Source organism: Actinomadura madurae, from assembly GCF_047130825.1.
In the GTDB taxonomy this organism is placed as follows: Bacteria; Actinomycetota; Actinomycetes; order Streptosporangiales; family Streptosporangiaceae; genus Spirillospora; species Spirillospora madurae.
This window is the reverse complement of record NZ_CP083237.1, coordinates 5,181,882-5,208,025: the sequence shown is the minus strand read 5'-3', so window position 1 is coordinate 5,208,025 and position 26,144 is coordinate 5,181,882. Positions and strand designations below refer to the sequence as shown.

At 68.4% G+C, this 26,144-nt stretch carries 20 protein-coding genes and 1 pseudogene; 12 read left to right on the top strand and 9 right to left on the bottom strand.

From position 1 onward, the window contains the following. Window positions 1-456 precede the first annotated feature (456 nt). The 4 genes and pseudogenes from K8Z49_RS23440 to K8Z49_RS23425 all read left to right on the top strand — a co-directional run bounded on the left by K8Z49_RS23440 (window position 457) and on the right by K8Z49_RS23425 (window position 4,545). Window positions 457-756 (top strand): hypothetical protein, encoded by a 300-nt coding sequence (locus tag K8Z49_RS23440; RefSeq protein WP_021593276.1) that lies wholly within the window; start codon window positions 457-459, stop codon window positions 754-756. 559 nt (window positions 757-1,315) lie between these two features. Beyond that, entirely contained in the window at window positions 1,316-2,458 is a 1,143-nt protein-coding gene (locus tag K8Z49_RS23435; RefSeq protein WP_412520904.1) for a tyrosine-type recombinase/integrase, read from the top strand. Between the two features lie 49 nt (window positions 2,459-2,507). Next, a pseudogene (locus K8Z49_RS23430) lies at window positions 2,508-4,095 on the top strand (ribonuclease J); the annotation flags it as partial. 39 nt (window positions 4,096-4,134) lie between these two features. Then, window positions 4,135-4,545, top strand: a complete 411-nt coding sequence (locus tag K8Z49_RS23425) for a MerR family transcriptional regulator (RefSeq protein ID WP_412520902.1) — start codon at window positions 4,135-4,137, stop codon at window positions 4,543-4,545. Between the two features lie 84 nt (window positions 4,546-4,629). Here the strand turns inward: K8Z49_RS23425 and K8Z49_RS23420 are convergent, their stop codons facing one another. Next, entirely contained in the window at window positions 4,630-6,132 is a 1,503-nt protein-coding gene (locus K8Z49_RS23420; protein WP_412520900.1) for a SulP family inorganic anion transporter, read from the bottom strand. A 383-nt stretch (window positions 6,133-6,515) separates the two neighbouring features. Then, window positions 6,516-7,187, bottom strand: coding sequence for a TetR family transcriptional regulator (locus K8Z49_RS23415; RefSeq protein ID WP_021593271.1), 672 nt, complete (start codon window positions 7,185-7,187; stop codon window positions 6,516-6,518). Window positions 7,188-7,362: 175 nt separating this feature from the next. Between K8Z49_RS23415 and K8Z49_RS23410 the strand changes: the two genes are divergently transcribed. Beyond that, window positions 7,363-9,048 (top strand): ABC transporter ATP-binding protein, encoded by a 1,686-nt coding sequence (locus tag K8Z49_RS23410; RefSeq protein WP_412521146.1) that lies wholly within the window; start codon window positions 7,363-7,365, stop codon window positions 9,046-9,048. Further along, window positions 9,049-10,857 (top strand): ABC transporter ATP-binding protein, encoded by a 1,809-nt coding sequence (locus K8Z49_RS23405; protein ID WP_412520898.1) that lies wholly within the window; start codon window positions 9,049-9,051, stop codon window positions 10,855-10,857. Between the two features lie 184 nt (window positions 10,858-11,041). Here the strand turns inward: K8Z49_RS23405 and K8Z49_RS23400 are convergent, their stop codons facing one another. The 3 genes from K8Z49_RS23400 to K8Z49_RS23390 form a co-directional block, all read right to left on the bottom strand. Then, complete coding sequence (locus K8Z49_RS23400) at window positions 11,042-11,989, bottom strand: MFS transporter (RefSeq protein ID WP_412520896.1); 948 nt, start codon at window positions 11,987-11,989, stop codon at window positions 11,042-11,044. An 83-nt stretch (window positions 11,990-12,072) separates the two neighbouring features. Beyond that, entirely contained in the window at window positions 12,073-13,680 is a 1,608-nt protein-coding gene (locus tag K8Z49_RS23395; protein ID WP_412520894.1) for a peptide chain release factor 3, read from the bottom strand. Next, entirely contained in the window at window positions 13,677-14,138 is a 462-nt protein-coding gene (locus K8Z49_RS23390) for a MerR family transcriptional regulator (RefSeq protein WP_021593266.1), read from the bottom strand. The genes K8Z49_RS23395 and K8Z49_RS23390 overlap by 4 nt, the downstream gene beginning before the upstream one ends. A 432-nt stretch (window positions 14,139-14,570) precedes the next feature. Between K8Z49_RS23390 and K8Z49_RS23385 the strand changes: the two genes are divergently transcribed. From K8Z49_RS23385 to K8Z49_RS23375, 3 genes are all read left to right on the top strand, one after another. Further along, the gene (locus tag K8Z49_RS23385; RefSeq protein ID WP_412520892.1) at window positions 14,571-15,407 is read left to right on the top strand and encodes a PP2C family protein-serine/threonine phosphatase; all 837 of its coding nucleotides are present in this window, start codon (window positions 14,571-14,573) and stop codon (window positions 15,405-15,407) included. A gap of 183 nt (window positions 15,408-15,590) precedes the next feature. Then, a complete protein-coding gene (locus K8Z49_RS23380; protein WP_412520890.1) occupies window positions 15,591-16,313 on the top strand; it encodes a spermidine synthase in 723 nt (240 codons plus the stop codon). A 985-nt stretch (window positions 16,314-17,298) separates the two neighbouring features. Further along, on the top strand, window positions 17,299-17,907 hold the full coding sequence (locus K8Z49_RS23375; RefSeq protein WP_412521144.1) for an ATP-binding domain-containing protein: 609 nt from the start codon (window positions 17,299-17,301) through the stop codon (window positions 17,905-17,907). On the opposite strand, the gene K8Z49_RS23370 is transcribed toward K8Z49_RS23375, so the two are convergent. Further along, window positions 17,807-19,093: an HD-GYP domain-containing protein gene (locus K8Z49_RS23370; RefSeq protein ID WP_412520888.1), complete on the bottom strand. Its 1,287-nt coding sequence runs from the start codon at window positions 19,091-19,093 to the stop codon at window positions 17,807-17,809. The two genes, K8Z49_RS23375 and K8Z49_RS23370, sit on opposite strands and share 101 nt — an antisense overlap. A 421-nt stretch (window positions 19,094-19,514) precedes the next feature. Between K8Z49_RS23370 and K8Z49_RS23365 the strand changes: the two genes are divergently transcribed. Continuing rightward, a complete protein-coding gene (locus K8Z49_RS23365) occupies window positions 19,515-19,913 on the top strand; it encodes a MerR family transcriptional regulator (protein WP_021593260.1) in 399 nt (132 codons plus the stop codon). 540 nt (window positions 19,914-20,453) lie between these two features. Here the strand turns inward: K8Z49_RS23365 and K8Z49_RS23360 are convergent. The 3 genes from K8Z49_RS23360 to K8Z49_RS23350 form a co-directional block, all read right to left on the bottom strand. After that, on the bottom strand, window positions 20,454-20,975 hold the full coding sequence (locus K8Z49_RS23360; protein WP_412520887.1) for an ImmA/IrrE family metallo-endopeptidase: 522 nt from the start codon (window positions 20,973-20,975) through the stop codon (window positions 20,454-20,456). Further along, window positions 20,962-21,300 (bottom strand): helix-turn-helix domain-containing protein, encoded by a 339-nt coding sequence (locus K8Z49_RS23355; protein WP_412520886.1) that lies wholly within the window; start codon window positions 21,298-21,300, stop codon window positions 20,962-20,964. Before K8Z49_RS23355 ends, K8Z49_RS23360 begins: the two co-directional genes overlap by 14 nt. A 798-nt stretch (window positions 21,301-22,098) precedes the next feature. Next, complete coding sequence (locus tag K8Z49_RS23350; protein WP_412520885.1) at window positions 22,099-24,171, bottom strand: N-6 DNA methylase; 2,073 nt, start codon at window positions 24,169-24,171, stop codon at window positions 22,099-22,101. Window positions 24,172-25,304: 1,133 nt separating this feature from the next. Here K8Z49_RS23350 and K8Z49_RS23345 point away from each other — a divergent pair. Then, window positions 25,305-25,454, top strand: a complete 150-nt coding sequence (locus K8Z49_RS23345) for a hypothetical protein (protein ID WP_412520884.1) — start codon at window positions 25,305-25,307, stop codon at window positions 25,452-25,454. Next, window positions 25,444-26,130, top strand: coding sequence for a hypothetical protein (locus K8Z49_RS23340; RefSeq protein WP_412520882.1), 687 nt, complete (start codon window positions 25,444-25,446; stop codon window positions 26,128-26,130). Before K8Z49_RS23345 ends, K8Z49_RS23340 begins: the two co-directional genes overlap by 11 nt. Window positions 26,131-26,144: the final 14 nt, after the last annotated feature.

Sequence of the window (26,144 nt, the reverse complement as noted above, 5' to 3'; positions counted from 1 at the left end):
GGAGGTCGGACGTTCTCTGCTCGTGCCGCTTCACCACTGTGGCAGTGGAGGCGCGGTTCGGACGTTGCCCGTGCCGACGACCATATCCGCAGTGAGAGGCCAGGGCGCGGAAAGCTCTGGCGGCGACGTAGCCGAGCAGGTCCACTGACAGACCCGGCATCGGTCACGCCCGGGTGGCCGCAGGGACCTTCTCAGGCAAGGTCGTCGTCCTGCCGCCATCGCCTGACCCACCCCTCTGCCTCGGGGGTTGGCCGGTGGAAGCGGCGGGTCGACGAGAAGCGCAGATCGCTTCGGTGAGTTCGAGTTTGCCGGCCTGGTTCCGCAGGGTCTGGATCGGTTGCCGTTCGTGGCCGGTGGTAGGCGTGTCGTCCGGTTGGCTTGTGTGGCCGCCACACCCGCGTAGGGTATCTGTGTAGGGTGCGGCTCCGCCCCTTTGCGGCGAGAGGTGCCGGCCCCATGAGGCTCGAACTCACCAATTGTGAAGCCCTGCATGGTTGGGGCGTCGTCAACAGCAGTGCCGGGTGGCATGCTCAGCGCAACCGCAAGCCCCCGGCGGCCGAACAGGCAGTCGGACACATTCTCTTCACGGCTTACGATTGCCGGACCAGCACCACGACCACGGTTGAGCTCAGCGATGACGAGCGTGCGAGCCTCGCCGAGTTGGTCAGCGAACACATCGCGGCGTGGGTGAAGCGCGGCCAGGAGAACGCCGCGACACCTCACCTGCGCTCGCTGGTCGTGAAGCTGGGCGGTTGACATGCCGGCCGGGCCCCAGATCATGCTGGCGATCATCTTTGTGACCACCCGGCAACCGGTGCGCGTCTCGCCGGCGTTCCTGCTCGGCGTGGCCATTGGCGAGCACGTTCGGTTGGCCTGCCGGGCATCACCTCGACCCGCGACCACCGCTGCAGCAGCATGTGCTGGGCTGGCTCGCCCTCACCCCGGTTGATACGGCCACGGGCGCCGAGTGAGCCGCACTCGGTTCCGTGCAGGATCTCAAGTCAGGTTTCCGCTTCGCTGGGGCGCCGCCGGGTCCAGCTCCAGCGGGTTCTTTATGGCGGCGGATAGCGGCGGCGTTTCGTCGCGCACACGATGAGTGCATGCGAAGAGCGAGGAGTGGCGGTGGGGTGTTCCGGCGGTGCGGTTGTGCGGATCCGCGGACCGGCCGGGCCGTTGGACGCAACTGTCCCCGGCTTCAGACGGAGCGGGGCCATGGGAGTGGTATCTGCGGCTGGAGCTCGGCGCCGGGCTGGACGGCAAGCGTCGGCGGGTCCGACGGGGCGGCTACCCCACCCGCAAGGCGGCCGAGGAGGCATTGGCGCGGTTGCGTGGCTCGACCGGCACGGCGGTCACGGTGGGGGAGTGGCTGGACCGGTGGCTGCGCGACCATGCGGGTGCGGCTTCGACGGTGGCCGGGTACGCCAACCATGTCCGCCTCTACTTGGACCCGCACTTGGGCGGACTGCTGCCTGGCGAGTTGACCGTGGAGCACGTGCGGGAGATGTTCGCCGCGATCGTGCACGACCATCAGGCCGAGGGGCGGCAGATCCGGCAGGAGACGCTGAACCGGCTCCGCTCGACATTGCGCAGCGCGCTGAACACGGCGCTGCGGGACGGGCTGATCGTCGAGAACCCTGCGGCGCTGCTGGTGATGCCGGTGGCGCGGCGGCCGCGTGCGGTGGTGTGGACCGCCGCCCGTGTCGAGGAGTGGGAGCGGACCGGGGAGCGTCCGGCGGTGGCGGTGTGGACGGCTGAGCAGACCGCCGCGTTCCTGCACGCCGTCCGTGGCCACCGGCTCTACGCCGCTTACCATCTGATCGCGCTGCGGGGACTGCGGCGTGGTGAGGCGGGCGGGCTGCGGTGGGTGGATGTGGACCTGGAGCACGGCACCGCGACCATCTGCCAGCAGTTGCAGCGGCGGAACGGCGTCCTGGAACCATGCCCGCCCAAGACCGCGCACAGCACCCGCGTGATCGCGCTGGACCGCACCACGATCTCCGCGCTGCGGGGGCATCGGAGCCGGCAGCGCGCCGAGGCCGCCGCCTGCGGGGAGCGGTACCGCGACAGCGGTTATGTGTTCACCAACCTCAACGGCGACCCGGTGAGTCCGGGCCGGCTCACGCATGTGTTCCAGGGGATGCCGGCCGAGCACCGGCTGCCGCCGGTGCGGTTGCACGACCTGCGGCACGGCGCGGCGACGCTGGCGCTGGCGGCGGGGGTGGAGTTGAAGGTGGTGCAGGAGATGCGGGGGCATTCCGGCATCGTGCTGACCGCCGACACCTACACCGGCGTGCTCCCCAAGGTCGCGCACACCGCGGCGGAGCAGACCGCGACGCACGTGCTGCGGGCCGGGTGGCGGGTGCCCGGCACCCGACGGCGGCGACGACCATCGGGCCCCGGAGGGCGAGTTGCCGCCGCCCGCGCTGGTGGCCGGTCCACCGCGGTGCCTGCTGCGTAATGGTGAGCGTCCGCTCCGTGACCTGTGTCGTCTGCCGCGGAAGGGCTAACTGAACATTCTCGAGTACGGCAGGAAGCTGCTGATCGTGGACTGCGGGGTGCTGTTCCCCGATCCCGACCAGCCCGGCGTCGACCTGATCCTGCCGGACTTCACCGCCATCCGGGACCGGCTGGACGATGTCGTCGCCGTGGTCCTCACCCACGGGCACGAAGACCACATCGGCGGCCTGCCCTACCTGCTGCGGGAGAGGGCCGACAACCCGGTCATCGGCTCTCGCCTCACCCTGGCGCTGGTCGAGGCCAAGCTGGCCGAACACCGTCTGCGCCCGTACACCCTGGAGGTCAGCGAGGGCGGCCGGGAGACCGTCGGGCCCTTCGGGTGCCGGTTCTACGCGGTGAACCACTCCATCCCGGACGGGCTCGCGGTCGCGATCACCACCGGCGCCGACACCGTCCTGCACACCGGCGACTTCAAAATGGACCAGCTCCCCCTGGACGGACGCCTGACCGATCTGCCCGGGGTGGCCGCGCTCGGCGCGCAGGGCATCGACCTGCTGCTGATCGACTCGACCAACGCCGAGGTGCCGGGCTTCGTCACCCATGAGCGGGAGATCAAGCCGGTCCTCAAGCAGGTCTTCGCCGCCGCCCAGAAACGGATCATCGTGGCGAGCTTCGCCTCCCACGTGCACCGGATCCAGCAGGTCCTGGACGTGGCCGCCGACACCGGGCGGCAAGCGGCCTTCATCGGACGCTCGATGGTCCGCAACATGACGGTGGCCCGCGAGTTGGGCTACCTCGACGTCCCCGACGGCCTGATCATCGACGCGAAGGCGATCGAGGACCTCCCGCACGACCGCACGGTCCTGGTCTGCACCGGGTCGCAGGGCGAGCCGATGGCGGCGCTGTCGCGGATGGCCGGCCGCGATCATCGGATCCGGATCGAGCCAGGCGACACCGTGGTGCTGGCGTCCTCGATGATCCCGGGCAACGAGACCGCCATCAACCGCGTCGTCAACGGACTGACCCGGTGGGGCCGCCACCGTCGTCCACAAACAGAACGCCCGGATGCACGTGTCCGGGCATGCGTCCGCCGGTGAGCGGCTGTACTTCTACAACCTCGCCAAACCGCGCAACGTGATGCCGGTCCACGGGGAATGGCGGCACCTGCGCGCGAACGCCGCACTGGCCCTCCAGACCGGGGTCGCACCTGAACGGGTGGTGATCGCCGAGGACGGCGTCGTGGTCGACCTGGTGGACGGCGTGGCCGAGATCACCGGCAAGGTGCCGTGCAGCTACGTGTACGTGGACGGCCTGTCGGTCGGCGAGGTCACCGACTTCTCGCTCAAGGACCGGCGAGTCCTCGGTGAGGAGGGTTTCCTGTCGGTGTTCCTGGTGGTGGACGCCCACACCGGCAAGCTCGCCACAGACCCGGAGATTCACGCCCGCGGCGCGGGCATCCCCGACCGGGTGCTCGCGACGCTGGAACCGGTCATCCACGAGGTCCTGGCCGCGGCCGCGGCGGACGGCATCAGCGAGGCCGCCCAGCTCCAGCAGTTGCTGCGCCGCAGGGTGAGCCGCTGGGCCGACAAGCGGCTCCGGCGCCGTCCCATGGTCGTGACCAGGGTGATCGACATCTGACCGGAGACATCCCGCGACATCCCGATGGAGGTGCGAGCGTTGATCGCTGACGGCATGGACGTCGGCGAGGCGATGGCCCGGACGGGGCTGTGCCTGCGCACGATCCGGCATTATGCGCGGCTGCGACTGGTGGTGCCCTCGGTGGCGGCCGAGGGCGACCGGCGGCTGTACTCCGAGGCCGACGTTGCGCGGCTCTCGCTGCTTCGAAGGATTCGCCCGATGGGCTTCACCCTTCACGAGACCCGGGATCTGCTGGCCACTCTGCAGATACTGGAGGAGCCCGAGATCTGTGACCAGCGGCCGTATCTGCTGGACCGCGCGGAAATGTATCTGGAGGCGGCCCGGATCCGGTCGGGGCGGCTGGCCGAGGAACTTCAGAAGGCTCGCGAGTTCACCGCTGCGCTGGACACTGAGATCGCCCAGCGGCGACAGGACTTCGGCGAACTGTGACATGGCGCCTCCGCCGGAGCCGACTGGTGTATGAAGGCCCGATTCTGGAAGGCTGAGGAACCGGGCCCTCCCCATGCGCGCGAATCAGTGACTGCCCGCCAGTTCGCCGCTGAGAGCGCTGTGCATCTGCGCGCTCGCCCGGTTGAGGCCGACGATCTCGACGGTCTTGCCGTGCCGTTGGTATTTGGTGGTGACGGCGTCGAGGGCGGCGACGGTGGAGGCGTCCCAAACGTGGGCGTCGGTGAGGTCGATGGTCACGTGGTCGGGGTCGCCGGCGTAGTCGAACTGGTACACCAGGTCGTTGCTGGAGGCGAAGAACAACTCTCCCGTCACCGCATATACCACGCGTCCGCCGTCGGGATCGGTGACGGCGGAAACCTCCACCAGGTGTGCGACGCGGCGGGCGAAGATGACCATGGCGGTGAGCGACCCGACTACCACGCCGATCGCCAGGTTGTCGGTGGCCACCACCACCGCGACGGTGACCAGCATGACGATCGTCTCGCCCAGCGGCATCCGCCGAAGCGTGCCGATCTGTACTGAGTGCCAGTCGAAGGTGCCGACCGAGACCAGGACCATGACCGCGACCAGGGCGGCCATCGGGATGTCGGAGACGACCGGGCCGAACGCGATGCACAGCGTCATCAGGAACGCCCCGGCCAGGAAGGTCGACAGTCGTGTCCGGGCGCCGCTCTTCACGTTGATCATGGTCTGGCCGATCATCGCGCAGCCGCCCATGCCGCCGAAGAACCCGGTGACGATGTTGGCGATGCCCTGGCCGACGGACTCGCGGGTCTTGTTGGAGCGGGTGTCGGTGATGTCGTCGACGAGCTTGGCGGTCATGAGCGACTCCATCAGCCCGACCAGCGCGAACGCCAGCGCGTACGGTGCGATGAGCGTGAAGGTGTCCAGGGTGAGGGGGACGTCCGGAATGCCGAGGGAGGGCAGCGAGGACGGCAGCGCGCCCTTGTCGCCGACGGTCGGCACGGCGATCCCGGCGGCGACGGTGACGACGGTGAGGACGACGATCGACACCAGCGGCGCCGGGACGACCTTGGTGATGCGCGGGAACAGCACCATCAGCGTCAGCCCGGCGGCGACGAGCGGGTAGACGGGCCAGGGCACGTCGCTCAGCTCGGGCACCTGCGCCAGGAAGATCAGGATGGCCAGCGCGTTGACGAATCCGACCATCACGCTGCGCGGGACGAACCGCATCAGCCGGGCCACTCCGAGTGCCCCCAGGACGATCTGGAAGATCCCGGCGAGGATGACGGTGGCGAGCAGGTGGCCGATGCCGTACTCGCGGGCGATGGGGGCGACCACCAGGGCGACCGCGCCGGTCGCCGCGGAGATCATCGCGGGCCGTCCGCCGACGATGGAGATGGTGACGGCCATCGTGCAGGCGGCGAACAGCCCGATGCGCGGGTCCACCCCGGCGATGATCGAGAAGGAGATCGCCTCGGGGATCAGCGCGAGCGCGACCACCAGGCCGGACAGGGACTCGGTCCGCAGCAGCTTGGCGGTGATCGGCTGCGCCGGGGTGAGCGCCGGCTTCAGATGGCGTGCCAGGACGGCGGGCAGGCTCAAAACACTCCAGACATGGCGGACCAACCGTGCCGGGTTCAGGGCACGGACATGCGATCAATGACGGACGGGGTATCCGGCGGCGATGCCGGTGTCCGGGCGCCGGGTACGCCCGGGTGGTCTGGCCGCGGTTGGGGAGCCGTCAGATCGACCGACTCACCGATGGAGAAGTCACATGGCCCAAGCCAAGGTGAGCGGCTGGGGCCGGTCACCATCAAGGCCGGCATGAGGCGGCAACGGAGTCCCCCGAGAATTCATGACCCACGACCGAAGCCGATGGCTTCGAGGACGGCGACCACCGATGCTCGCCGTCACGCACCTACTCTAACGTCACAGAAGAGTCGTCAGAGCCGGTAGAGGACCGTGGGCGCTGGTAGAGACGATGATCACACCGTCATCGCCAGGCTCGCGGGGATCGCGTCGAACGCCTCGTCCACGCGGCGGGCCAGGATGGTGCGGCCCCATCTGCCGCGTCCCCCGCCTTGGCCGCGGCCGGCGGCCCAGTTCTTGGCGCCGCACCGGTAGGCGCCGAAGGCGAACTCTCCCAGCAGGCGGAGCCGGACGTCGTGGCGTCCGTCGATGCCGAGCTTGGCCTCCAGTTCCGCGACGAGCCGTTCCTGGGCGTTGATGGACAGCAGGGTGCTGGCGTCCCGCAGTGGGACGGGGACGTGTGAGATGAGCATCCGGGTCTTGACGATGCGGTCGTCCCAGCCTTCGTCCATGCCCAGGATCGCGGCGATGAGCGAGGAGCGCAGCGCCGCAAGCACGGGGCCGCGGATCTCGGTGCGTGCGAACTCGGCGATGTAGGCGTCCCAAAGGTCGGCCTCGGCGGCGGTGGCCACGGCCTCTTTCGAGGGGAAGTAGCGGAAGAAGGTCCGGCGGGAGATCTCCACCTCGTCCACCAGGTCCTCGATCGTGGTCTCGTCGAAGCCCCGGTCGACGAACAGGTCGAGCGCCGCCTCGACCAGGGCCCGCCGCGTGCGCAGTTTCTTGCGCTCGCGCAGCGGGAGCCCGCGATCGTCCTGCTGTGCCCGTGCCGCCGGGGCGTTCGTGGCCATCGCCCGAGTCTACTGGCCGCGCAGGCAGTTGCTTCTCAGTGCATGTTGCCCAAATAGGCATTTGACACTCTGTGCCATGAGTTGATGTGCTGGGGACCCGAGGACGGGAGGTCTTGTGCTGGCTCGGGTATTGCGCGCCCATCTGCATCCGTATCGCCGGTCCATCGCGCTGGTGATGGTTCTGCAGGTGCTGCAGGCGTCCGCCACCTTGTATCTGCCGACGCTGAACGCCGATCTGATCAACAACGGCGTGGTCGCGGGGGACACCGGCTATGTGCTGAGGGCGGGCGGTGTCATGGTGGCCGTCACTCTGCTGCAGGTCGGCTGCGCCGTGGCCGCCGTGTATGCCGCCACGGGAACGGCCACGGCTCTGGGACGGGACCTGCGGGCGGCCGTGTTCGGCGCGGTACAGCGGTTCTCGGCCCGTGAGGTCGGCCGTTTCGGGGCCCCTTCTCTGATCACCCGCACGACCAATGACGTCGAGCAGGTGCAGATGCTGGTGCAGATGGGCTTCACGATGGTGGTCGTCGCCCCGATCACGGGCGTCGGGGCGCTGCTGATGGCGCTGAACCAGGACGTCCCGCTGTCGCTGTCACTGCTGATCGCTCTGCCGGTGCTGGCGGGCGCCGTCGCGTTGCTGCTGCGGGCGATGGGGCCGCTGTTCCGGTCCATGCAGGGCCGGGTCGATCAGGTGAACCGGGTCGTGCGCGAGCAGATCACCGGTATTCGGGTGATTCGCGCGTTCGTCCGCGACGAGGAGGAGCGGCGCCGGTTCGCCCGCACCAACGCCGGACTCCTGGATGTGGCACTGCGCCTGGGATGGCTGCAACCGCTGATGATGCCGACCGTGCTGATCGTCACCGAGTTCGCCGGTGTCGCGGTGGTGTGGTTCGGCGGGCACCGGGTCGCCGCCGGGGCAATGGAGATCGGGTCCCTGCTGGCCTACCTGCAGTACCTGGCGCAGCTGCTGGGCGCGGTGATGATGGCGACGGCCGCGTTCCTGATGGCACCGCGCGCCAAGGTGTGCGCCGAGCGGATCACCGAGGTGCTCGATACCGTGCCGAGCGTCGCTCCGCCGCGCGAGCCCGTCCGCGCATTGCCCGCCGTGTCACGTGAGGGCGGGCCGGTGGAGCTCCGTAACGTCTCGTTCGGCTACCCGGGCGCGGAGGAGCCGGTCCTGCGGGAGGTGAACCTGGTCGCCCGGCCCGGTCGGATCACCGCGGTCGTCGGCTCCATCGGCGCGGGCAAGACCACCTTGGTCAGCCTGGTTCCCCGGCTGTTCGACGTCAGCGGCGGCGCCGTGCTCATCGCCGGGACCGATGTCCGCGATCTGGACCGGACCGCGCTGGCGCGGCTGGTCGGGCTCGTTCCGCAGCAGCCGTTCCTGTTCTCTGGGACCGTGGCGTCCAACCTGCGCTTCGGTGACCCGGAGGCGTCCGACTCCGATCTCTGGCACGCCCTGGAGGTCGCGCAGGCCCGCGACTTCGTCGAGGCGATGCCCGGCCGCCTCGACGCACCCATCGGGCAGGGCGGGACGAACGTGTCCGGCGGCCAGCGCCAGCGCCTGGCGATCGCCCGCGCCCTGGTGGCCCGCCCGCGGATCTACCTGTTCGACGACGCGTTCTCGGCACTGGACCATGCCACCGACGCCGCCCTGCGCGCCGCACTGGCCGAGGAGACCCGCGGCGCCACCGTGCTCATCGTCGCCCAGCGGGTGTCGACCATCCGGCACGCCGACCGCATCGCCGTCCTGGAGGAGGGACGCGTCACCGGAACCGGCACCCACGACGAACTCATGAAGACCGACCGGACCTACCGGGAGATCGTCCTGTCCCAGCTCACTGAGCAGGAGGCCGCGTAGATGAGCGTCGCGCGAGGGGCCGCACACAACGGAACCGGCGAGCAGAAGCCGCACGACTTCGCCCGGACGGTCTCGCGGCTGCTGCGGATGATGGGCATCGACCGCCTGCTGCTCGCCGTCACCCTGCTGCTGGTCCTGGCCAGCATGAGCCTGTCGGTCATCAGCCCCCGGCTTCTGGGGCACGCCACCGACCTGGTCTATGCGGGCGTCAGCGGGAACCGCGACGTGGACTTCGCGGCGGTGGGGCGGACGCTGGCGACCGTGGCCGCGATCGTCGTCGCCCTCGCGCTGATTCACGTCGTCCGGGGACGGCTCGCCGCGGTCATCGCCCACCGGACGGCGTTCCGGCTGCGCGAGATGGCCACGGACAAGCTGACCCGGCTGCCGCTCGGCTACTACGACGCCCGCAACCGCGGCGAGATCCTGTCCCGTGTCACCAACGACATCGACAACATCGCCGGCACGCTGCAGAACGGCCTTGGCAAGATCGTCTACTCCATCATCACGCCCATCGGCGTGCTGGTCATGATGCTCGCGCTCTCCCCGCCGCTCACCCTGGTCGCACTGGTCACCATCCCGATCGCGGCCGTGGTCACCGCCCGCGTCGGCAAGCGCGCGCAACCCCAGTTCGCGCGGCAGTGGGATGCGACCGGACGGCTGAACGGCCACATCGAGGAGATGTACACCGGCCACGCGCTCGTCACCGCCTTCGGCCGGCACGACCAGGCCCGCCGCAGCTTCGACGCCCACAACGACGACCTGCGCGCCGCTGCACACCGCGCCCAGTTCATCTCCGGCGCCATCGAGCCCGCCCTGACCTTCGTCGGGCACCTGGGATATGTCGCCGTCGCCGTCGCCGGCGGCCTGCGGATCGCCGCTGGGGCCATGTCGATCGGGGACGTCCAAGCGTTCATCCAGTACACCACCCAGCTCAACCAGCCCCTCGCGCAGATGGCCGCGCTGAGCAACATGGTGCAGTCAGGCGTCGCCTCGGCCGAGCGGGTCTTCGAACTGCTCGACGCCGAGGAGCAGGCACCCGACCCAGTGGTACCGCTGCGTCCCGTCCACGTCCGCGGCCGTGTCGCGTTCGAGCACGTCGCCTTCCGCTACACGCCCGGCGAGCCGCTCATCGACGACCTTTCCCTGACCGTCGAGCCCGGCCACACCGTCGCGGTCGTCGGCCCGACCGGCGCGGGCAAGACCACCCTGGTCAACCTGCTCATGCGCTTCTACGACCCGACCGGCGGCCGCATCACCCTGGACGGGACCGACATCGCCGCCATGTCCCGCGCCGAACTGCGCGGCCACATCGGCATGGTCCTGCAGGACACCTGGCTCCGGCACGGCACCATCGCCGACAACATCGCCTACGGCGCCGACGACGCCACCCGCGACCAGATCGTCCAGGCCGCCCGGGCAGCCCACGCCGACCGGTTCATCCGCGCGCTCCCCGACGGCTACGACACCGTCCTCGACGATGAGGAGGGGGCACTGAGCGCGGGGGAGAAGCAGCTCATCACCATCGCCCGCGCCTTCCTGACCGAACCGCGGATCCTCATCCTGGACGAGGCCACCAGCTCGGTCGACACCCGCACCGAGATGCTCATCCAGCAGGCCATGACCTCGCTTCGCCAAGGCCGCACCGCCTTCGTCATCGCGCACCGGCTGTCGACCATCCGCGACGCCGACCACATCCTGGTAATGGACGCCGGCCGGATCGCCGAACAGGGCACCCACGACGAGCTCCTCGCCGCCGGCGGCGCATACGCCCGCCTGCACCACGCCCAGTTCGCCCAACTACCGGCCTGACGCCACAGGCTCGGCGGCGGGCTCAGAACTCTGCCCGGCCCGGTGCGCTGGGACGGCTTCGTCCAGGACCTGCGGCGTGACGTCGCCGTGGTCGCGGGGTTCCTTCAGCAGAAGAGCGCGAACACGATGGCGGAGGCACCGGCGGCCGACACCAGCGCTCCGACGGTGATGGACGTGGAGTCGATCAGGGGCCCGAACAGCAGCGGTGAGCCGAACTGGCCGCCGAACAACGCGGTGGCCTGCAGCGAGGTGGCGGTACCGCGCCGGTCTGCGGGCACCGACCGGTCGACCAGGACGGTGAGGGTCGGGCGTAGCCGAGGCCGACCAGGCTGGCCACGGCCGAGGCGATGACGACCCCGTAGAGGGCGACCAGGAAGGTGTCCTGGACACCGACCTGGTCGAGCCGCTGCGGAAGGAACACCGCGAACACCATGAGCAGGCCCATGGTCGCCACCCACAGCCCGCACAGGGCCAGCAGGACGGGGTGCTCGCGCAGCAGCCGCAGTGCTCCGCCTTCGGCGGTCTCCCGCGTGGACGCCGGGCCGGTCTCCGGCGTGGACGAGCGCGGGAGGGTGAGCAGGACGGCGATGCCCAGGGGGATGCCTACAAGGTAGAGGGCGAACGGGATGTGCCAGGAGAAACGGCCGAGGACTCCGGCCGGCAGCGGGTAGACGAAGCCGCCCGCGCTGGTCGCGGTCGTCCGCCACCCCATCACCCGGTCCCGTTCGGGCCCCTTGTACAGGGCGAGGAGAGCGACGGTGGAGCAGGTGAAGACAGCCGCCGCGCCCGCCCCCAGCACCAGCCGCGATGCCAGCAGGGCGGGGTAGGAGTCCAGGACGAGCCCGGCGCCGCCGCCGGTCCCGTACAGCAGCAGGCCCACCGCCAGCGGGAGGCGGGGGCCGAGCCGGTCGGTGAGGTGTCCGGCGAGCGGGCTGGCCAGCGCGATGGCCAGGCTGTGGCAGGTCAGGAAGATCCCGGCGGCGGTTCCGCCCACCTCCAGATCTTTGCGAATCACCTCGATGAGCGGGGCGATGGTCGCGCCGCCCATCACTCCGAGCGTCGAGGCCAGCAGCAGCACGACGAGGACGGAGCCGCCGCGACCCCTCGTGCCGAACGAACGAGTGCTTCTCATCGGCTTGATCGATGGGTGTTCTGAGCAATCGGTACCCTTCACGGCATCCGGACTCCGGCCAGCGATCGCTTCAGCCGCAGTGCTCAGTCCGGGACGCCTGCTGCCAGCATCGGTGTAAGGGTGAGGTCGGGGTACTCGCGTTCGACGGCGCGGACGCGCCATTTGTCGACGAAGATGGCGATGAGCGACCCGTCCAGGGCGCGGGTCAGTACTTCGACACCGCGCCGCCCGTTGAGCGTCTCGGCGGACTCCTTGTCGGTGATCCGGGCGGTGCCGTAGTCGAGGCGGGTCAGCTCGACGGGCGCGCCGAACTCGTCGGCCATCCGGGCGGTGACCACATCGAACTGCAGCGGCCCTACCGCGGCGAGCACCGGGGCCTGGTCGCCGCGCAGGTCGCTGCGCAGCACCTGCACGACGCCTTCGCCGTCGAGCTGGTCGATGCCGCGGCGGAACTGCTTGGCCCGGCTGTTGTCCTTGGCCCGCACCACCATGAAGTGTTCGGGGGCGAACGCCGGAATCGGCGGGAAGGCCACCGGTGTCTTGACGTACAGGGTGTCGCCGACCGTCAGGCCTGAGGCGTTCGGGAGCCCGATCACGTCGCCGGGGTACGCCGCGTCCAGGGTGGAGCGGTCGCGCCCGAACACCGTCTGGGCGTACTTGGTCGCCAGTGGACGTCCGGTCGAGGCGTGGGTGAGGGACATGCCGCGTTCGAACCGGCCGGAGCAGACCCGGATGAAGGCCAGCCGGTCGCGGTGGGCCTTGTCCATCCCCGCTTGGACCTTGAACACCTGGCCGGAGAACGGCGCCGACACCGGGTGCTTCCCGCCGTCGGTGTCGGTGCGCGCCGAGGGGGCGGGAGCCAGCCGGCGCACCGTTTCCAGCAGTGCGCCCACACCGAAGTTCGGCAGCGCGGCGCCGAACAGGACGGGGGTGCAGATTCCGGCGGCGAAGGCGTCCATGTCCAGGGTGGCGCCGATCTCGTCCAGCAACGCCAGTTCCTCGGTGGCGGTCTGCCAGGCGTCGCCTTCCTCGGCGGCCGCCTGCTCGGCCGGGACGTGTTCGGCGATCGCGCGGGTGGCGCCGCCGGGGGTGCGGCGGAAGCGGGTGTAGGAGCCGTCGGCGCCGTCGATCAGACCGCGGAAGTCCCCGGCGATCCCGACCGGCCAGTTCAGCGGGGCCGGGTGCAGGCCGATGCGCTGCTCGACCTCGTCCAGCAGTTCCAGCGGCTCGCGGCCGGGACGGTCCCACTTGTTGACGAACGTGATCACCGGGATGCCGCGGTGGCGGCACACGTCGAACAGTTTCAGCGTCTGGGCCTCCAGGCCCTTGGCCGAGTCCAGCAGCATGATCGCGCCGTCCACGGCCGCAAGCACCCGGTAGGTGTCCTCGGAGAAGTCGGCGTGGCCCGGGGTGTCCAGCAGGTTCAACAACGCGCCGCCGTACTCGAACCGCAGCACCGAGGAGGTGATGGAGATGCCGCGCGAGCGCTCCATGTCCATCCAGTCCGACCGCACGCCCTGCCGCCCGGTCTTGCCGTGCACCGCCCCGGCCACGTCGATCGCCGCCGCGTGCAGCGCCAGCGCCTCGGTCAGCGTGGACTTGTCGGCGTCCGGGTGACTGATCACCGCGAACGTCCGGCGCCGCGCCGCCTCCGCCGTCACGTCCTCCGGCGTTCCCGTGCCGCCGCTCACCGCCGCCCCCTCTCGTATTCCGCCTCACCCGCCCAGCCGGGCGGAAGGTGTTTGTGTGGCCGCGTCGGCGCCTTCGGCCAGCCCGTTTGGGTTGCGAATTCCCGGTCGAGGCTGGTGGCCAGGCCCTCGGCGATCTGCAGATGCTCGCGCAGCAGCGCGCAGCGCCAGTCGATCTCGGTGCACCAGGTGGCCAGTTGGTCGACCAGTTCCCGCCGCTCCTGCGCGGTCGGCTCGGCGGCCAGGCCGCCCAGCACCGCGAACAGCAAACGCGTCTCCTCCAGCGTGAACTCCAGCGACTTCATCCGCTTGACGAGTTCGAGCCGTGTCGCGTCGGCCTCGGTGTACACGCGGAAGCCGCCGGGCGTCCGCGCGGACGGCGTCACCAGCCCGACCTCCTCGTAGTAACGGATCGTGCGCAGCGACAGCCCCGTCCGCTCGGCCACCTCGCCGATCTGCATCCCGCTCACCACCTGAAGACGCCGCGGTACCGTCCAATCTAACCTTACGTTAGAGTACCTTGCATGCCGGTCGGCCGGAGGCAGCTCGCCGATCGCGCATGGTTCTCGCGCTGCCGCCTGCAAGGCGTGCTCGCGGCGGCGCGAGAACAACCACACGCGCCACACGGGATGGGTCCCATGCTTCGGGCCACGTCCGGAGACGCGGTACTGCGTGGTGTGGGTAACCGGCGCCCGCATGCACCGGCCGCCTGAGCCGCAGATGATCGCACTGCTGGCGGTGAGCAGTGACCCTTGGAGCAACTCTCCTCCATCGTTAAAGTGCAAATCCCCCGGTAGCGCGAGACCGAACACAGAACGGCCGGCCTGGTCCGCCTCGGACCCTGTCGCCTCTTCAGTAGGGCATGGACGCCCGTTCAGGCCGGAAGGCGTGGGATGTTGACATTCAGGCATGCCGCCAGATCCGATATCGGACTGTGGCGACAGGCGAACCAGGACTCGGCGATCGCGACCGACCGCTTGCTGGCGGTCGCCGACGGCATGGGCGGGCACGCGGGGGGAGACGTCGCCAGCTCCATCGCGATCAACTGCCTTGTGTGCATGGACCGCACCCTCGACGCCACACCCATCGCCGCCCTGGACCGGGCCGTGGAGGCCGCCCGATCGGAATTGCGGGCGAGGGCGGACAGTGTTCCTGGCTTGACCGGCATGGGGACGACACTCACCGCGATACTGCTGGACCGACGGCGGATCGCGCTCGCCCACATCGGCGACTCCCGCGCCTACCTGCTGCGCTCAGGACGGCTTCACCAACTCACCGTCGACCACACGATGGTGCGCGCGCTGGTGGAAGACGGCTACATCACCGTGGAGCAGGCTGCCGGGCACTCACATCGTTCGGTCCTGACCAAGGCGCTCGACGCGATGGGCGCCGCGGAACCTGACGTGTCCCTGCACGAGGTCCAGCCCGCGGACCGGTTCTTGCTCTGTTCGGACGGCTTGTCAGGGATCGTGCCCGCAGAAAAGCTCCAGCAGGTCCTCACCGGCTGCGCCGAACCGGTGAGGGCCGTCGAGGAACTGATCAATCTGGCCTACCTGAAGGGCGCGCCGGACAACGTCACCTGCATCGTCGCCGATGTGCTCGATGATCCCAACCCCGCTCCGGGCACAGCGCGCCATGAAGCGCGCGGCGGATCTGTCACCACGCCCGCGCCCCTCGGTGCTGCCGGCGGCTCATCGGATCCGAGCGGTTCGGCCGGCTCGCCGATGTGAGGGCCCCGTTCTGGCACCCCGGGGCACTGCCACGGGCGTAACCTTCCCTTACGAGAGGTTATATTTCGACGCGGAACAAATCAGGTGCCGCGCACTGATCACCGAGACGAGCCCGGCGCAGAACGTCGCGGTCCAAGACGCACACGCTCGATCACCGACACCGACTCCAAGGAATGAAAGCGCATGAGCGCACTGTTCGAAGAGCTTGACTGGCGTCCGACGCCGATGGGGGCCATCAGCCTGAGGCGGCGCCGGGACCCGTCCGCGGGCGTCGAGGTGTACGAGATCAAGCTCGACGATGAGTTCCTGATGTCGAGCCTGTGGACCACCGGAGAGACCGAACTCGCCCGGCTAGGCCTGGCCGCCGCACAAGGAGACGAACTCGATGTCGTCGTCGGAGGGCTGGGGCTCGGCCACACCGCCCAGGCGGCACTGGACGATCCCCGGGTGCGCTCGCTCACCGTGGTGGAGACCCTCGGCGAAGTGATCGAATGGCACCAGCGGAAGCTGGTTCCGCTGGGCGGCCGGCTGACCTCCGATCCCCGCTGCCAGTTGGTCCAAGGAGACTTCTTCGCGTTGGCCGGGGCCCCAGCCGGCCTGGAGCGGGACGGTGTAGGGCGCCGGGTGCACGCCGTTCTACTGGACATCGACCACTCACCCCGGCGCGTCCTCGCCTCCGGCCATGCGCCGTTCTACCGGCCAGGTCCGCTACGCCGGTTGGCCGGGCAACTCCACCCGGGCGGCGTCTTCGCCCTGTGGTCGAACGAGCCGCCGGACGAGGATTTCCGTGCGGTGCTCGGCGAGGTCTTCGCCACCGTGAGCGCTCACGTGGTGGAGTTCCCCAACCCCATCCAGGGCGGCACCGCGGCCAACACCGTCTACGTCACGCAGACACGCGCCGACTGACAGCCGAGATTCCTTTCTTCCATGACAGAGTCCGCTGCCACCGACCCCGAGGTACAGGCCGAACGCGACTACCCGGCCATGGCCCAGGCCGCGCTTCGCCGCATGCACCGCGACGTCGTCACCACCGAAACCCAGGTGACAGCCACCACCGAAGACAACGACAACTTCGCCGAGCGGCTGTTCCTGCGGCAAGCCCCTGAACGGCGCGCCCTGGCCCTGGTCGACCTCCCCGACGTGCCGCTGTTCTTCGGACGCCTCGACTTCGAGCCCGGCGCCGTACACGCGGCCGACCCGGCCCACCCGCGCGGCGCCGCGACCGGGGACCGACTGCACATCGGCCGGCGGCACGTGCACGACGGCGCGGGCCGCCCCCTGGTCATCGACTGGCGAGCGCCCATCTCCGCGGTGTTCTACCGCGCCACCCCTGACGATCGGCGCGGCGTGGTGTCCCGGCGCCGGTACAGGTTCTCCGACACCGGAGAACGCACCGCCTACGAGGACGAGTCCCTGACCGGACCCGGCGGGCATCAGCAAGCCGATGCCTTCCTCGCGGCCGAGATCGAACGTCCCCGGTCCGGGCCGATGCGCGACATCGTCGCCACCATCCGACCCGAGCAGGACGACCTCGTCCGCGCCCCGCTCGACGTCACCCTGTGCGTGCAGGGCGCGCCCGGCACCGGCAAGACCGCCGTCGGCCTGCACCGCATCGCCTACCTGCTGTATGCCGAACGCGACCGGCTGACAGGGAAAGGTGTCGCGGTCGTCGGCCCCAACCCCGCGTTCCTGTCCTACATCCGCCATGTCCTCCCGGCGCTCGGGGAGGTCAGCGTCGTCCAGACCACGCTCGACGGGCTGATCGACCGGATCCCCGCCCGTCCAGGCGAGGACCCCGAGGTCTCCCGCCTCAAGGGGGACGGACGCATGGCCGCCGTGCTCCATCGGGCGCTGTGGCTGCACGTCACCCGGCCCACCGAAGGGCTGATGTATCCCAGCGGCGCCTACCGCCACCGCGTCCCCGACCACGAGGTCAGCGAAATCATCGCCACCCTGCGCTACAACGCGGGCCGCGCCACCGCCGCCAAACGGCTCGCCAACGCGGTGCTGGCCCAGATGGAACGCCGCGGCGAGAGCGGGGCCCACGCGACGGTGGCCGGTTCCAAACCGGTCAAGCAACTGCTGGCCCAGATCTGGCCCGAACTCGTCCCCGAACAGGTGCTGTTCCGGCTGCTCTCGGACGCCGCCTTCCTGGCCAAGGCCGCCCGACGCGACCTCACCCCCGAAGGCGATCCACGACCAGCTCGACTCCGAAGGACTGGAACCGGCCCTGCTCGGGCACGGCGAAGACTCCCTGGAATCGTCCCGGCTGGTCTGCGTCCCGGCCACCCTCGCCAAGGGACTGGAATTCGACGCCGTCATCCTCATCGAGCCCGCGGACATCGTCGCTGCCGAGCCGCGCGGATCACAGCGGCTCTACGTCGCGCTCACTCGGGCCGTCACGTCCCTGCACCTTCTGCACGCCCGGCCCATTCCCGCCGCGCTGCGCCCGTCTCCCAGCCGTGCGACTCCAGGGCCCGCAGGAACGCGTCCACCATGACCGGATCGAACTGGCTGCCAGAGCAGCGCCGCAGTTCCGCTATGGCGTCCTCAACAGGACGGGCCGGCCGGTAGGGGCGCGTGGAGGTCATCACATCGAAGGCGTCGGCGACCCCGATCACCCGGGCGAACTCAGGGATCTCGTCCCCGGCAAGGCCCAGCGGGTAGCCGCGGCCGTTCATCTTCTCGTGGTGGTGCATGATGCCGGCGAGCGCCTCGTCCAGAAACCCGATCTCCCGGACGATCTCCAGCCCCCGCATCGGGTGCAACTGGATCTCGGTGAACTCCTCCTCGGTCAGCGGCCCGTCCTTACGGAGAATCTTGGTGGGGACGCCGAGCTTGCCGATGTCGTGCAGCATCCCCGCGTACCGGATGGCCTCCACCCGCTCAGAACGCATCCCGATCTGGCGGGCGATCATCACCGCGGCGCGGGAGACCCGCCCGCAGTGCCCGTGCGTGAACGGGTCCTTGGTCTCCACCGCCTGGCACAGCGCCGCCAGCGTGGCTTCATGGGCGCGCTGCTGGGCGAACGCCTGCTCCAGCGCCCACCGCGCGACGAACAAGGGCAGCAGCACGAGCACCGCGGCCACGAGCCCCAAGGCTGCCCACAGCCCAGCGATCAGAAGCCCCAACAGGCCATAGCCGAGGCAGGCTCCAGCGAGTGTGCCGCTCTCGCGTGCCAGTTCACCTGGCGTCGCCTGCCCGCTCAGCAGCAGCACACCCGCCGTGAGCGCCAGGTTGACCACCACGAACGTGGCCAGCGCAGCCACGAACGGCCCGATGACGTCCTGGACCCACTGAGCCTGCTCCGGCTGGAACCGGTCCCCGCCCAACAGACCGAACACCGTCCCGGCCGCGTAACCGCCGACTGCGAACTGAGCCCCGTTGAAGAGCCGCTTGACGGGTGAGACTCGTTGCCAGGTCGCCACGGCGCTCGCCCCCACCAGCGCCGCACCCGCAGATCCGAGCAGCACCACCGACGCCAGACCCACCGCGAAGCCCAGCGACACCCGCGCCCGCTCGATCTTCAACCGGGCCGGCAAGGAATCGCAAACCAAGAACAACACGACCAGCGCGATGAGCGTGCCCCAGGCGTCGACCTCGACGGCGGAGGACGAGACGAAACCTCCAGCCAGGCCGACAAGGGCGCAGACGTAGAGCGCAGCACCAGGAGGAAGTCCAGCCATGCCACATCCCGGGTATCGACCTTGAGAGCAGAGTGCACTCTTTGCATTCAACCCACTACCGACAGCTTAGACCGCAATCTCTCCCGTCGCGGCAAAGTCCGCAGTAGTGCTGCCTGGGCAGAACGGCGCGCAACCTGCGGCAGAAGCCGCTTGGACCTTGGGCGACGCCGCTGGGAGTACGCAAGGGCCAGAGCCTGTGCCAAATGGAGATCACAGGTCATCGCGCAGCGCAGGACGACGGCGAGATGTGGGCGCGCCGCCCGGAGAAGCAACCTACCCTCTCGTAAAGTTAGGATGGCCCGAATAGCTCGGCGGCGTAGGGGAGACCGCGCTGTGCGCGAGTTGATGGCAAGCTTGACCGGCGGGCAAAGATCATCGGTCGCCCCGAGGAGCGGGCGCCGATGACAGAAGGAGGAACTCGATGAGCGGCAGGCACATGCAAATCGGTGAGGTCGCCGACCGGACCGGCCTGAGCCTGCGCACCATCCGCCACTACGAAGAAGTCGGCCTCGCCCTGCCCACGGCGCGCTCCCAGGGCGGCTTCCGCCTCTACACCGACGACGACGTGGCCCGCCTCCTGGTCATCAAGCGGATGAAGCCACTCGACTTCACCCTCGAAGAAATGCGCGACCTGCTGACCATCCTCGACCAGCTACGCTGCGACGACACCGACGACCCCACCCGCACCGAACTCACCAAACGCCTCACCGTCTACCGCTCCCTGGTCGAAGAACGCTGCGAAAAGATCCGCACCCGCCTCTCCGATGCCGAACAGTTCTCCGCCGAACTAACAGCAGAACTCGGCAAAAACCGCCCCTGACCGGCCTCCGCCACGGCAAGATTCCCCGAGCACGCAACTGCGCAACCAAACTGGCGCGTGCACTGCCCAGATTCGAAACACTCCTTCGGCGCCCATACTGCAGTTGGCCCTGGCAGCACGTCGAGTGACATCGGCATTGTCGTGCCCACGATGACCACCCTCCGCGAAGCAGCACCGCGGGTGGCAGGTGATTTGTTTGACCGGCGAGGTGACCGCAGATGAGCACATCACGCCAGCCGGGACTGGTTCTTATATGCGGCGATGGCTGCGAGCGGGCCGACTGTGCCCTCAAAGCCGCCATTTGCGCGGGGCGACGTAGAGTCTGGCTGAGGTGGTGGCTAAAGCGGCGATCACTGGCAAATCAATGCGGTCCAGTTGCGTTGGGCCGAGGTCAAGAGTCGGTCTCCGGCACGGGCAAGGCGGATCCTGGTCGAGCGCTGGGCACGTCGCCGTGCGGCGCGGGCGCGTTCGGCGGATTCATGAACGCCGGTCAACTCGACTCGTGCGTCTCCCAGCCCGGTAGTCCGCTCGAAAAAGCATTCAGGATTGAGGGAAGTTGCCAGCGCTATGAGCTGGTGGGTTGAGAGCACGTACTGGAGCGGTCCTGGTTCTCCGAGCCCACCCGGAGCGACAACGAGGCTGACAAACTGTGCCAGCTGGCTCGCGGCGGGGCTGACGGCCAGGGCGGTCGGGAATCAGGAGAGCGGCGGCGAACCGGTTCGCCTCGATCTCCTCACGGTCGGTCGCCATGCTGGAAACCTTGTCGCGCAGGTTCACCCGCACGTCCGTGTCCATGATCAACGGACGGCCCTTGTGGAGCTGCAGATGCCCGATCTCGTGCGCCACCGTAAACCGCTGCCGGGTAGCGGCATGACCTTGGTTGATCCCGATCACGGTACGCGTAGGTTCGCGGACGAGCATCCCGGACACGTCGTCCTTCATCTCTGGCTGGACTAGGAGGACTCCGAGTAGCTCCTGGGCGATCCGGAACGGGTCCACGGGGGGCTTCACGATGCCCTCCTTGTCGAGCAGTTCGCGTGCGGCGACATCAGCTCTGGCCATGACTGCCTCCCGCCAGCTCGCTGGCTGCGGATGTCACGCTGGCCAGGGCTTCCGCAAGGTGCTCTGGCATCCCCGGCTCGACTCCGCCAAGCTCAGCCAGCACGGGCAGCAGGTCAGCGGCGCTGACTCTCAACACATCGGCGATCAAGGCCAGCTTGTAGGGGGGTGGCGCCTGCGCGCCGGCTTCGATGTTGGTGATCGACGCCCGAGAAAGCCCGACCATCTGGGCAAGCTGGGCTTGGACGAGATCGGCGTCCTTGCGGGCAGCGCGGATCCTGGCTCCCATCGCCTGATTGAACCGAACTTCCTGATCGTGCTCTTCCACCGGGCCCCTTCGATGTCAGCGTGGCTGTCATCACTGTATATACGCATCGTCGACGCCAGAGGAGACCCACCCAGGTGCTTGTTCGCATACGGGGCGAAAGTTGCCTCCGCTGGGAAGCGGTATTGAAGCGCCGCGAAGAGGGTGTTGCCGCAGATGGGACGGTCGCTGCACCTGTCTAGTCGCGACGCCCTTGGGGCGAGTGGGGATCTGGAGAAGCGTCGAGCGCACCCGGATCGGCGTGACGTGCGACTAGCGCTGATACCGCTCGCGGAATGATCCTCGAAGCACACGGCGCCGCCTCCCATACACGACGGCGGGCGTGTGCCGGGGAACATCGTTGGAAATCGGGGGTGACCAGGCCCGATCCGTGCCCGCGAGCAAACATCGAGCAGACGGGGGGACGGAACGGGGCGAATCGGGCGGCGGGCAAACCGGAACGATCTCGCGTTTGCCCTGGTGAGGGTGGTGGGTCGCGTGGGACTCGAACCCACAACCTACGGATTAAAAGTCGGCTGCTCTCGTATCAGAACAGTCCTCTCAGTGTCAGACTGTACCGCTCTGTCCGCATCCAGCACCATCACCGTGCCGCCACATTCCGCTCCGTGCCAGTCCGGTTCGGAACCGCCGAGCAGACAACGAGCAAACATGCCCGTCCACCGACCGTGTGTGGCAGCCCTGCGACTTGGTGTCGGTAGTCGGAGTGAGGCCGAAAGCCCAAACCGAATTCCCCTATACGCCGTTCTGCCATTCGCTGCCGCCGCATAGCGGTGCTGTCGATGGGCGGCCCACCCGGGTAGCCTAGTTTTTCAGAATCCCTTCCAAAGCCTCGTGACGCAGTTCCTGCATCAGCTCGAGTTGAGCTTGCAGTACCCGCTTGTGATCGTCCAGCCTTGTCATCATGGTGGCGATGGCCCTTTGGGTCTCGAGATCGGGTACCACGATGGGTAGGTTTCCCAGGACGTCGAGCGAGATGGTCTTCATGTTGATACTTCCCGTGGAGTGCGCGTCGAGCCACTCGCGCGCCTCCGGACTCCGGAGATACGCCGACAGATACTCGGCGTCGATGGCTGACGGGAGGCGGAGGATGAAACACCCGGTTCCGCACACCCACCCTTGTTGCTCGTCGCGCACCACGGCACACCGACCCAACTCCCCACGGCGTGCCAGGACGATGTCCCCACGTTGGAGTCGGAAGCGGTCAAGGCCTTGGGCTTTGTCGGCAGGGACGTATCTGATGTTCGTCGTACTGAAGCCATCGTCGGTCAGGTCCCTGGGCATCACCACTGGCACGCCGTCGTCCCTGTAGTCGCCGGCACGGAGGAGGCTTCCGGAGGGGCCGGCGAGGATTCGACCTGATTTCTTGCCCTCGGGCAGAACTCGTGTACTGCTGTTGATGACGCTCTGGAGCGGTACGCGCGGAGCTGCGCTCCTCGTTCGGACCAACTGCTCGTACGCGCCAAAGGTCTCCCGAATTTCGGCGCTCGAATCGGTGGTCGCCCGATCCAACTGACTGAGGAGTCGACTAAAGTCAGGGGACCGCTCCGGCTCCTTGCGCTCGACGGCGACGTAGCGCCGAGGGTTTAGGTCGCCCGCATTCCGCAAGACCTCTTCGTGAGTGACCGCTCTCGAGAACCCTGGTTCGTCGAACGTCGTCCAAGGAGAACGCAACCACTCTACGAACCGACCGCAGATTTTGTCCACATCCTCCGCAGCAAGCGTGCGTGGTTGTCGTGGTGCCTGCGTGCCGAGGCTGCTGGCGTCGATAAAGAGGACGGTGTTCTCTGCCCCGGCCGACAGATGGCGGGACTTATCACGGGCGAGCAGCCAGACGTGCACGGGAATGGAGGTTTCCTGGAAAAGGTTCGCTGGCAAGGCGATGACGCCGAGTAGGGCTCCACCGGTAAGCATCTCCTTGCGGATCGTCGCCGCTCGGCCGCTGTGGAACGCGGCTCCCGCAGGCATGACCATCGCTGCAATTCCATCGTCGCTCAGACGACTCCAAGCGAGTTGCAGCCAGAGGAAATTGGCATTGGCCCTGGGCGGTGTGCCGAAGGGCCAGTGCGCCATGTCGACTCGATCAATGCGCTGGTTGAACGGCGGATTGCCCAACACCCGGTCGACACGGCTGTCTCTCTTATCCTGATAGAGCGACAATGGGTCGCCTGCCTGGACGACAGGCCGTTCCACGCCATGGAGGACCATGTTCATCTTCGCGAGCTGCACGTTGCTGTGATCCGTGGCGTAGGCCTCGAAGGAGGCCTCATCGACCCGTCCAGACTGTGCGATGCGTTGTGCCGCGGCGGCGAGTATGCCTCCGGTTCCACAGGCCGGATCGAGGATTCGGTCTCCGGCCTGCGGAGACGTCAATCGAACCATCAGATCGCCGACCCCGCGCGGTGTGTAGAACTCGCCTGCAGAGAAGGGGTTGTCCTTAACATGCCGCTCCAGAAGGAGGTCGCAGACCTGTGCCGCCTCGGCCTCGGTCAAGGGTGAAGTCTTGTCCAGCTCGGCTAGGAAGGCGGCCGCCCACGGCATGTCCTCGGGCGCTCCGTCGTCAACGATGGTTCTGCCCCGAGCGGGAAGGAGGTCAGGGACCGGAAAGCGCTCGTTCATGCCGGCGTCCTGCATCGCCGCGCGCAGGTCGACCAGCGGCGAGGCGCCAGAGCGCGCCTCTGTGACGGCTCGCTTCCACCGCCTGACCAGCTCGCTCCCCGGTTCCCCCGTCGTCTCGACGAATCGCGCGAGAACCAAGATCGCGAGCATCCTGGGCAGATCACCGAAGATGCTGCGGCCTCGCCGGAACGGCAGGTAAGCCCGCCAGAGTCGGTCCACGGCATCAGCCGCGTACACCTGGGCGTCCCTGTTCTCCACGCGTGATCCTCCTCGTCCCAAGCTTGCTCTATCGCACCTGGATGAAGTAGTACGCGCTCGCCACGACGGCGATCAGCAGGCAGAGCCGCAGCGTCATGCCCGTGCTCTCCATCGCCTTCCCGAGCAACTCGAAGAACGACTTCATCTGCAGTACTCCTGCCTTCAGTGTCCCATAAGGCCAGTGCGCAGTGTTGCTGCGCACCATCCGCTTCGCCTGTCCTGTCAGCACGCGCCTGACGCCTGGCGACGACAGGAAGGCAATGACGACGTCCTTTGAGGCGATTTAACAACAGATAGGAAGCCGGGAGGGGCCTTGTGAGCCTCTCGCTCTGCCGAAACAGGGCACTGCGCAGTAACACTGCGCAGTACCTGCATGCTGATGCGGGTGCTGGTCGCGAGTGCAAATGATGGCCAAGGGTCGACGCCAACGCAGAATAGAAGTGTGATGAAGGTCACAAGCGTTCGATCGTCGACCACTACGCCCCCGGCGCGGCTGCCCGGGTTTCCAGGGCGTGGGCGGCGACCCATTCTTCGACCGGGGTCGCTGGAGCGGTGCAGGGTCGCGATCCTCGGCCCGCGTCGCACCGCGTGGTGATCGCGGTGCGCGCACCATCGAAGGAGCCGCGCACCTCCACAGCCGCCAGCCGAGCCAGCCCATGCCACGGCTGCCTTGCCGGAACCACATTCGGGGTCGAATCAGGTGTCCTCGTGAATGAAGCGGATATTCTCGGCGAGCGCTTCCCACCTGCGCTGGTGGACCTTCTCGGGCTACCGCGCCAACGCCGTCCTGACCGTGACCCTCTCCGACGTTACCGACGAAGCGCAACGCTTCGACGGTCCCGCGATCCGGCTCCGCGCCGACCTCACTCCGGAGAGTTGGCGGGCCGCAATCGATGGCGCCCGGCTGACACTGCCGGACATCGACGTCCTCCGCCCTCCGCCGGCCTCAAGTTCAACGAAGCGCTCCCCGAACGCCTCGCCCTTGCCACTCTCGCGATCCGCATGGCCGACCTTCCCGCCGCGTCACCGACGTCGAGCGGGTCTTCGATGCCATCGACGAACTCAACGACCTCATCACCGCCGCCCGCGAGTCCGGCGACCTCAGACTGCGCGCCGAGGTCAAGGGCCGCCGGGTGGTCGGCCCGGCCACCAAGCAACGCATCCGCGCCACCCTGCGGTCGGCGCTGAACAGGGCGATCAAGCAGCGCCTCATCGAGGTCAACGTCGCCTCGTTGGTTGAGCTACCTTCGGGGAAGGCGCCCAAGACGCTCGGTGTGGGCTGACGAACGCATCGCCCAATGGGAGCGTGACTTCGCCGCCCACATCCAGACGATGAACGCCCGCCGTAGGCGGCAGGCCAATTCGAACCGGACAAGCGGATCGGGGAGAACATCAACCGACTGGACGCCTACATCGGTGCCCCGAGCCTATCTCGGGTCATGGTGTGGCCCCCGCCCTGACCAACAAGTTCTGCGCCGGGCCCGCGGTCATCGCCTCTACGCGCAGTACCACCTGATCGCCTTCCGCTGCCTGTGGCGTGGTGAATCCTGCGGCCTGCGCTGGACCGACGTCGACCTTGCCAATGGCACGGCGGCGATTCGCTGGCAGATCACCCAGATCGGCGTCGACACCTTCGAAGGCAAACCAAAATCCGAAGCGGGAGAGGCCACCGTCAGCCTGGACTCCATCACCGTCAAGGAACTGCGCGCCCACAAGGCACGGCAGAACGCCGAACGCCTCGCCGCCGGTGACCGCTGGACCGAAACGGGCTATGCCTTCACCACACCCACCAGCCAGCCGGTGGATCCCAACGATGTCACCGAGCAGTTCGAGCAGTTGTCCATGGAGACCGGACTGCCACCGATCCGGCTGCACGACTCGGTGCCCTGGGGCGGCTCGGGGTGGGCCCGTTCGCGCTTCCACGGTTCGGTCGAGGGAGCTGCCGAGGTACGAACATGATGCTTGACCTGCGT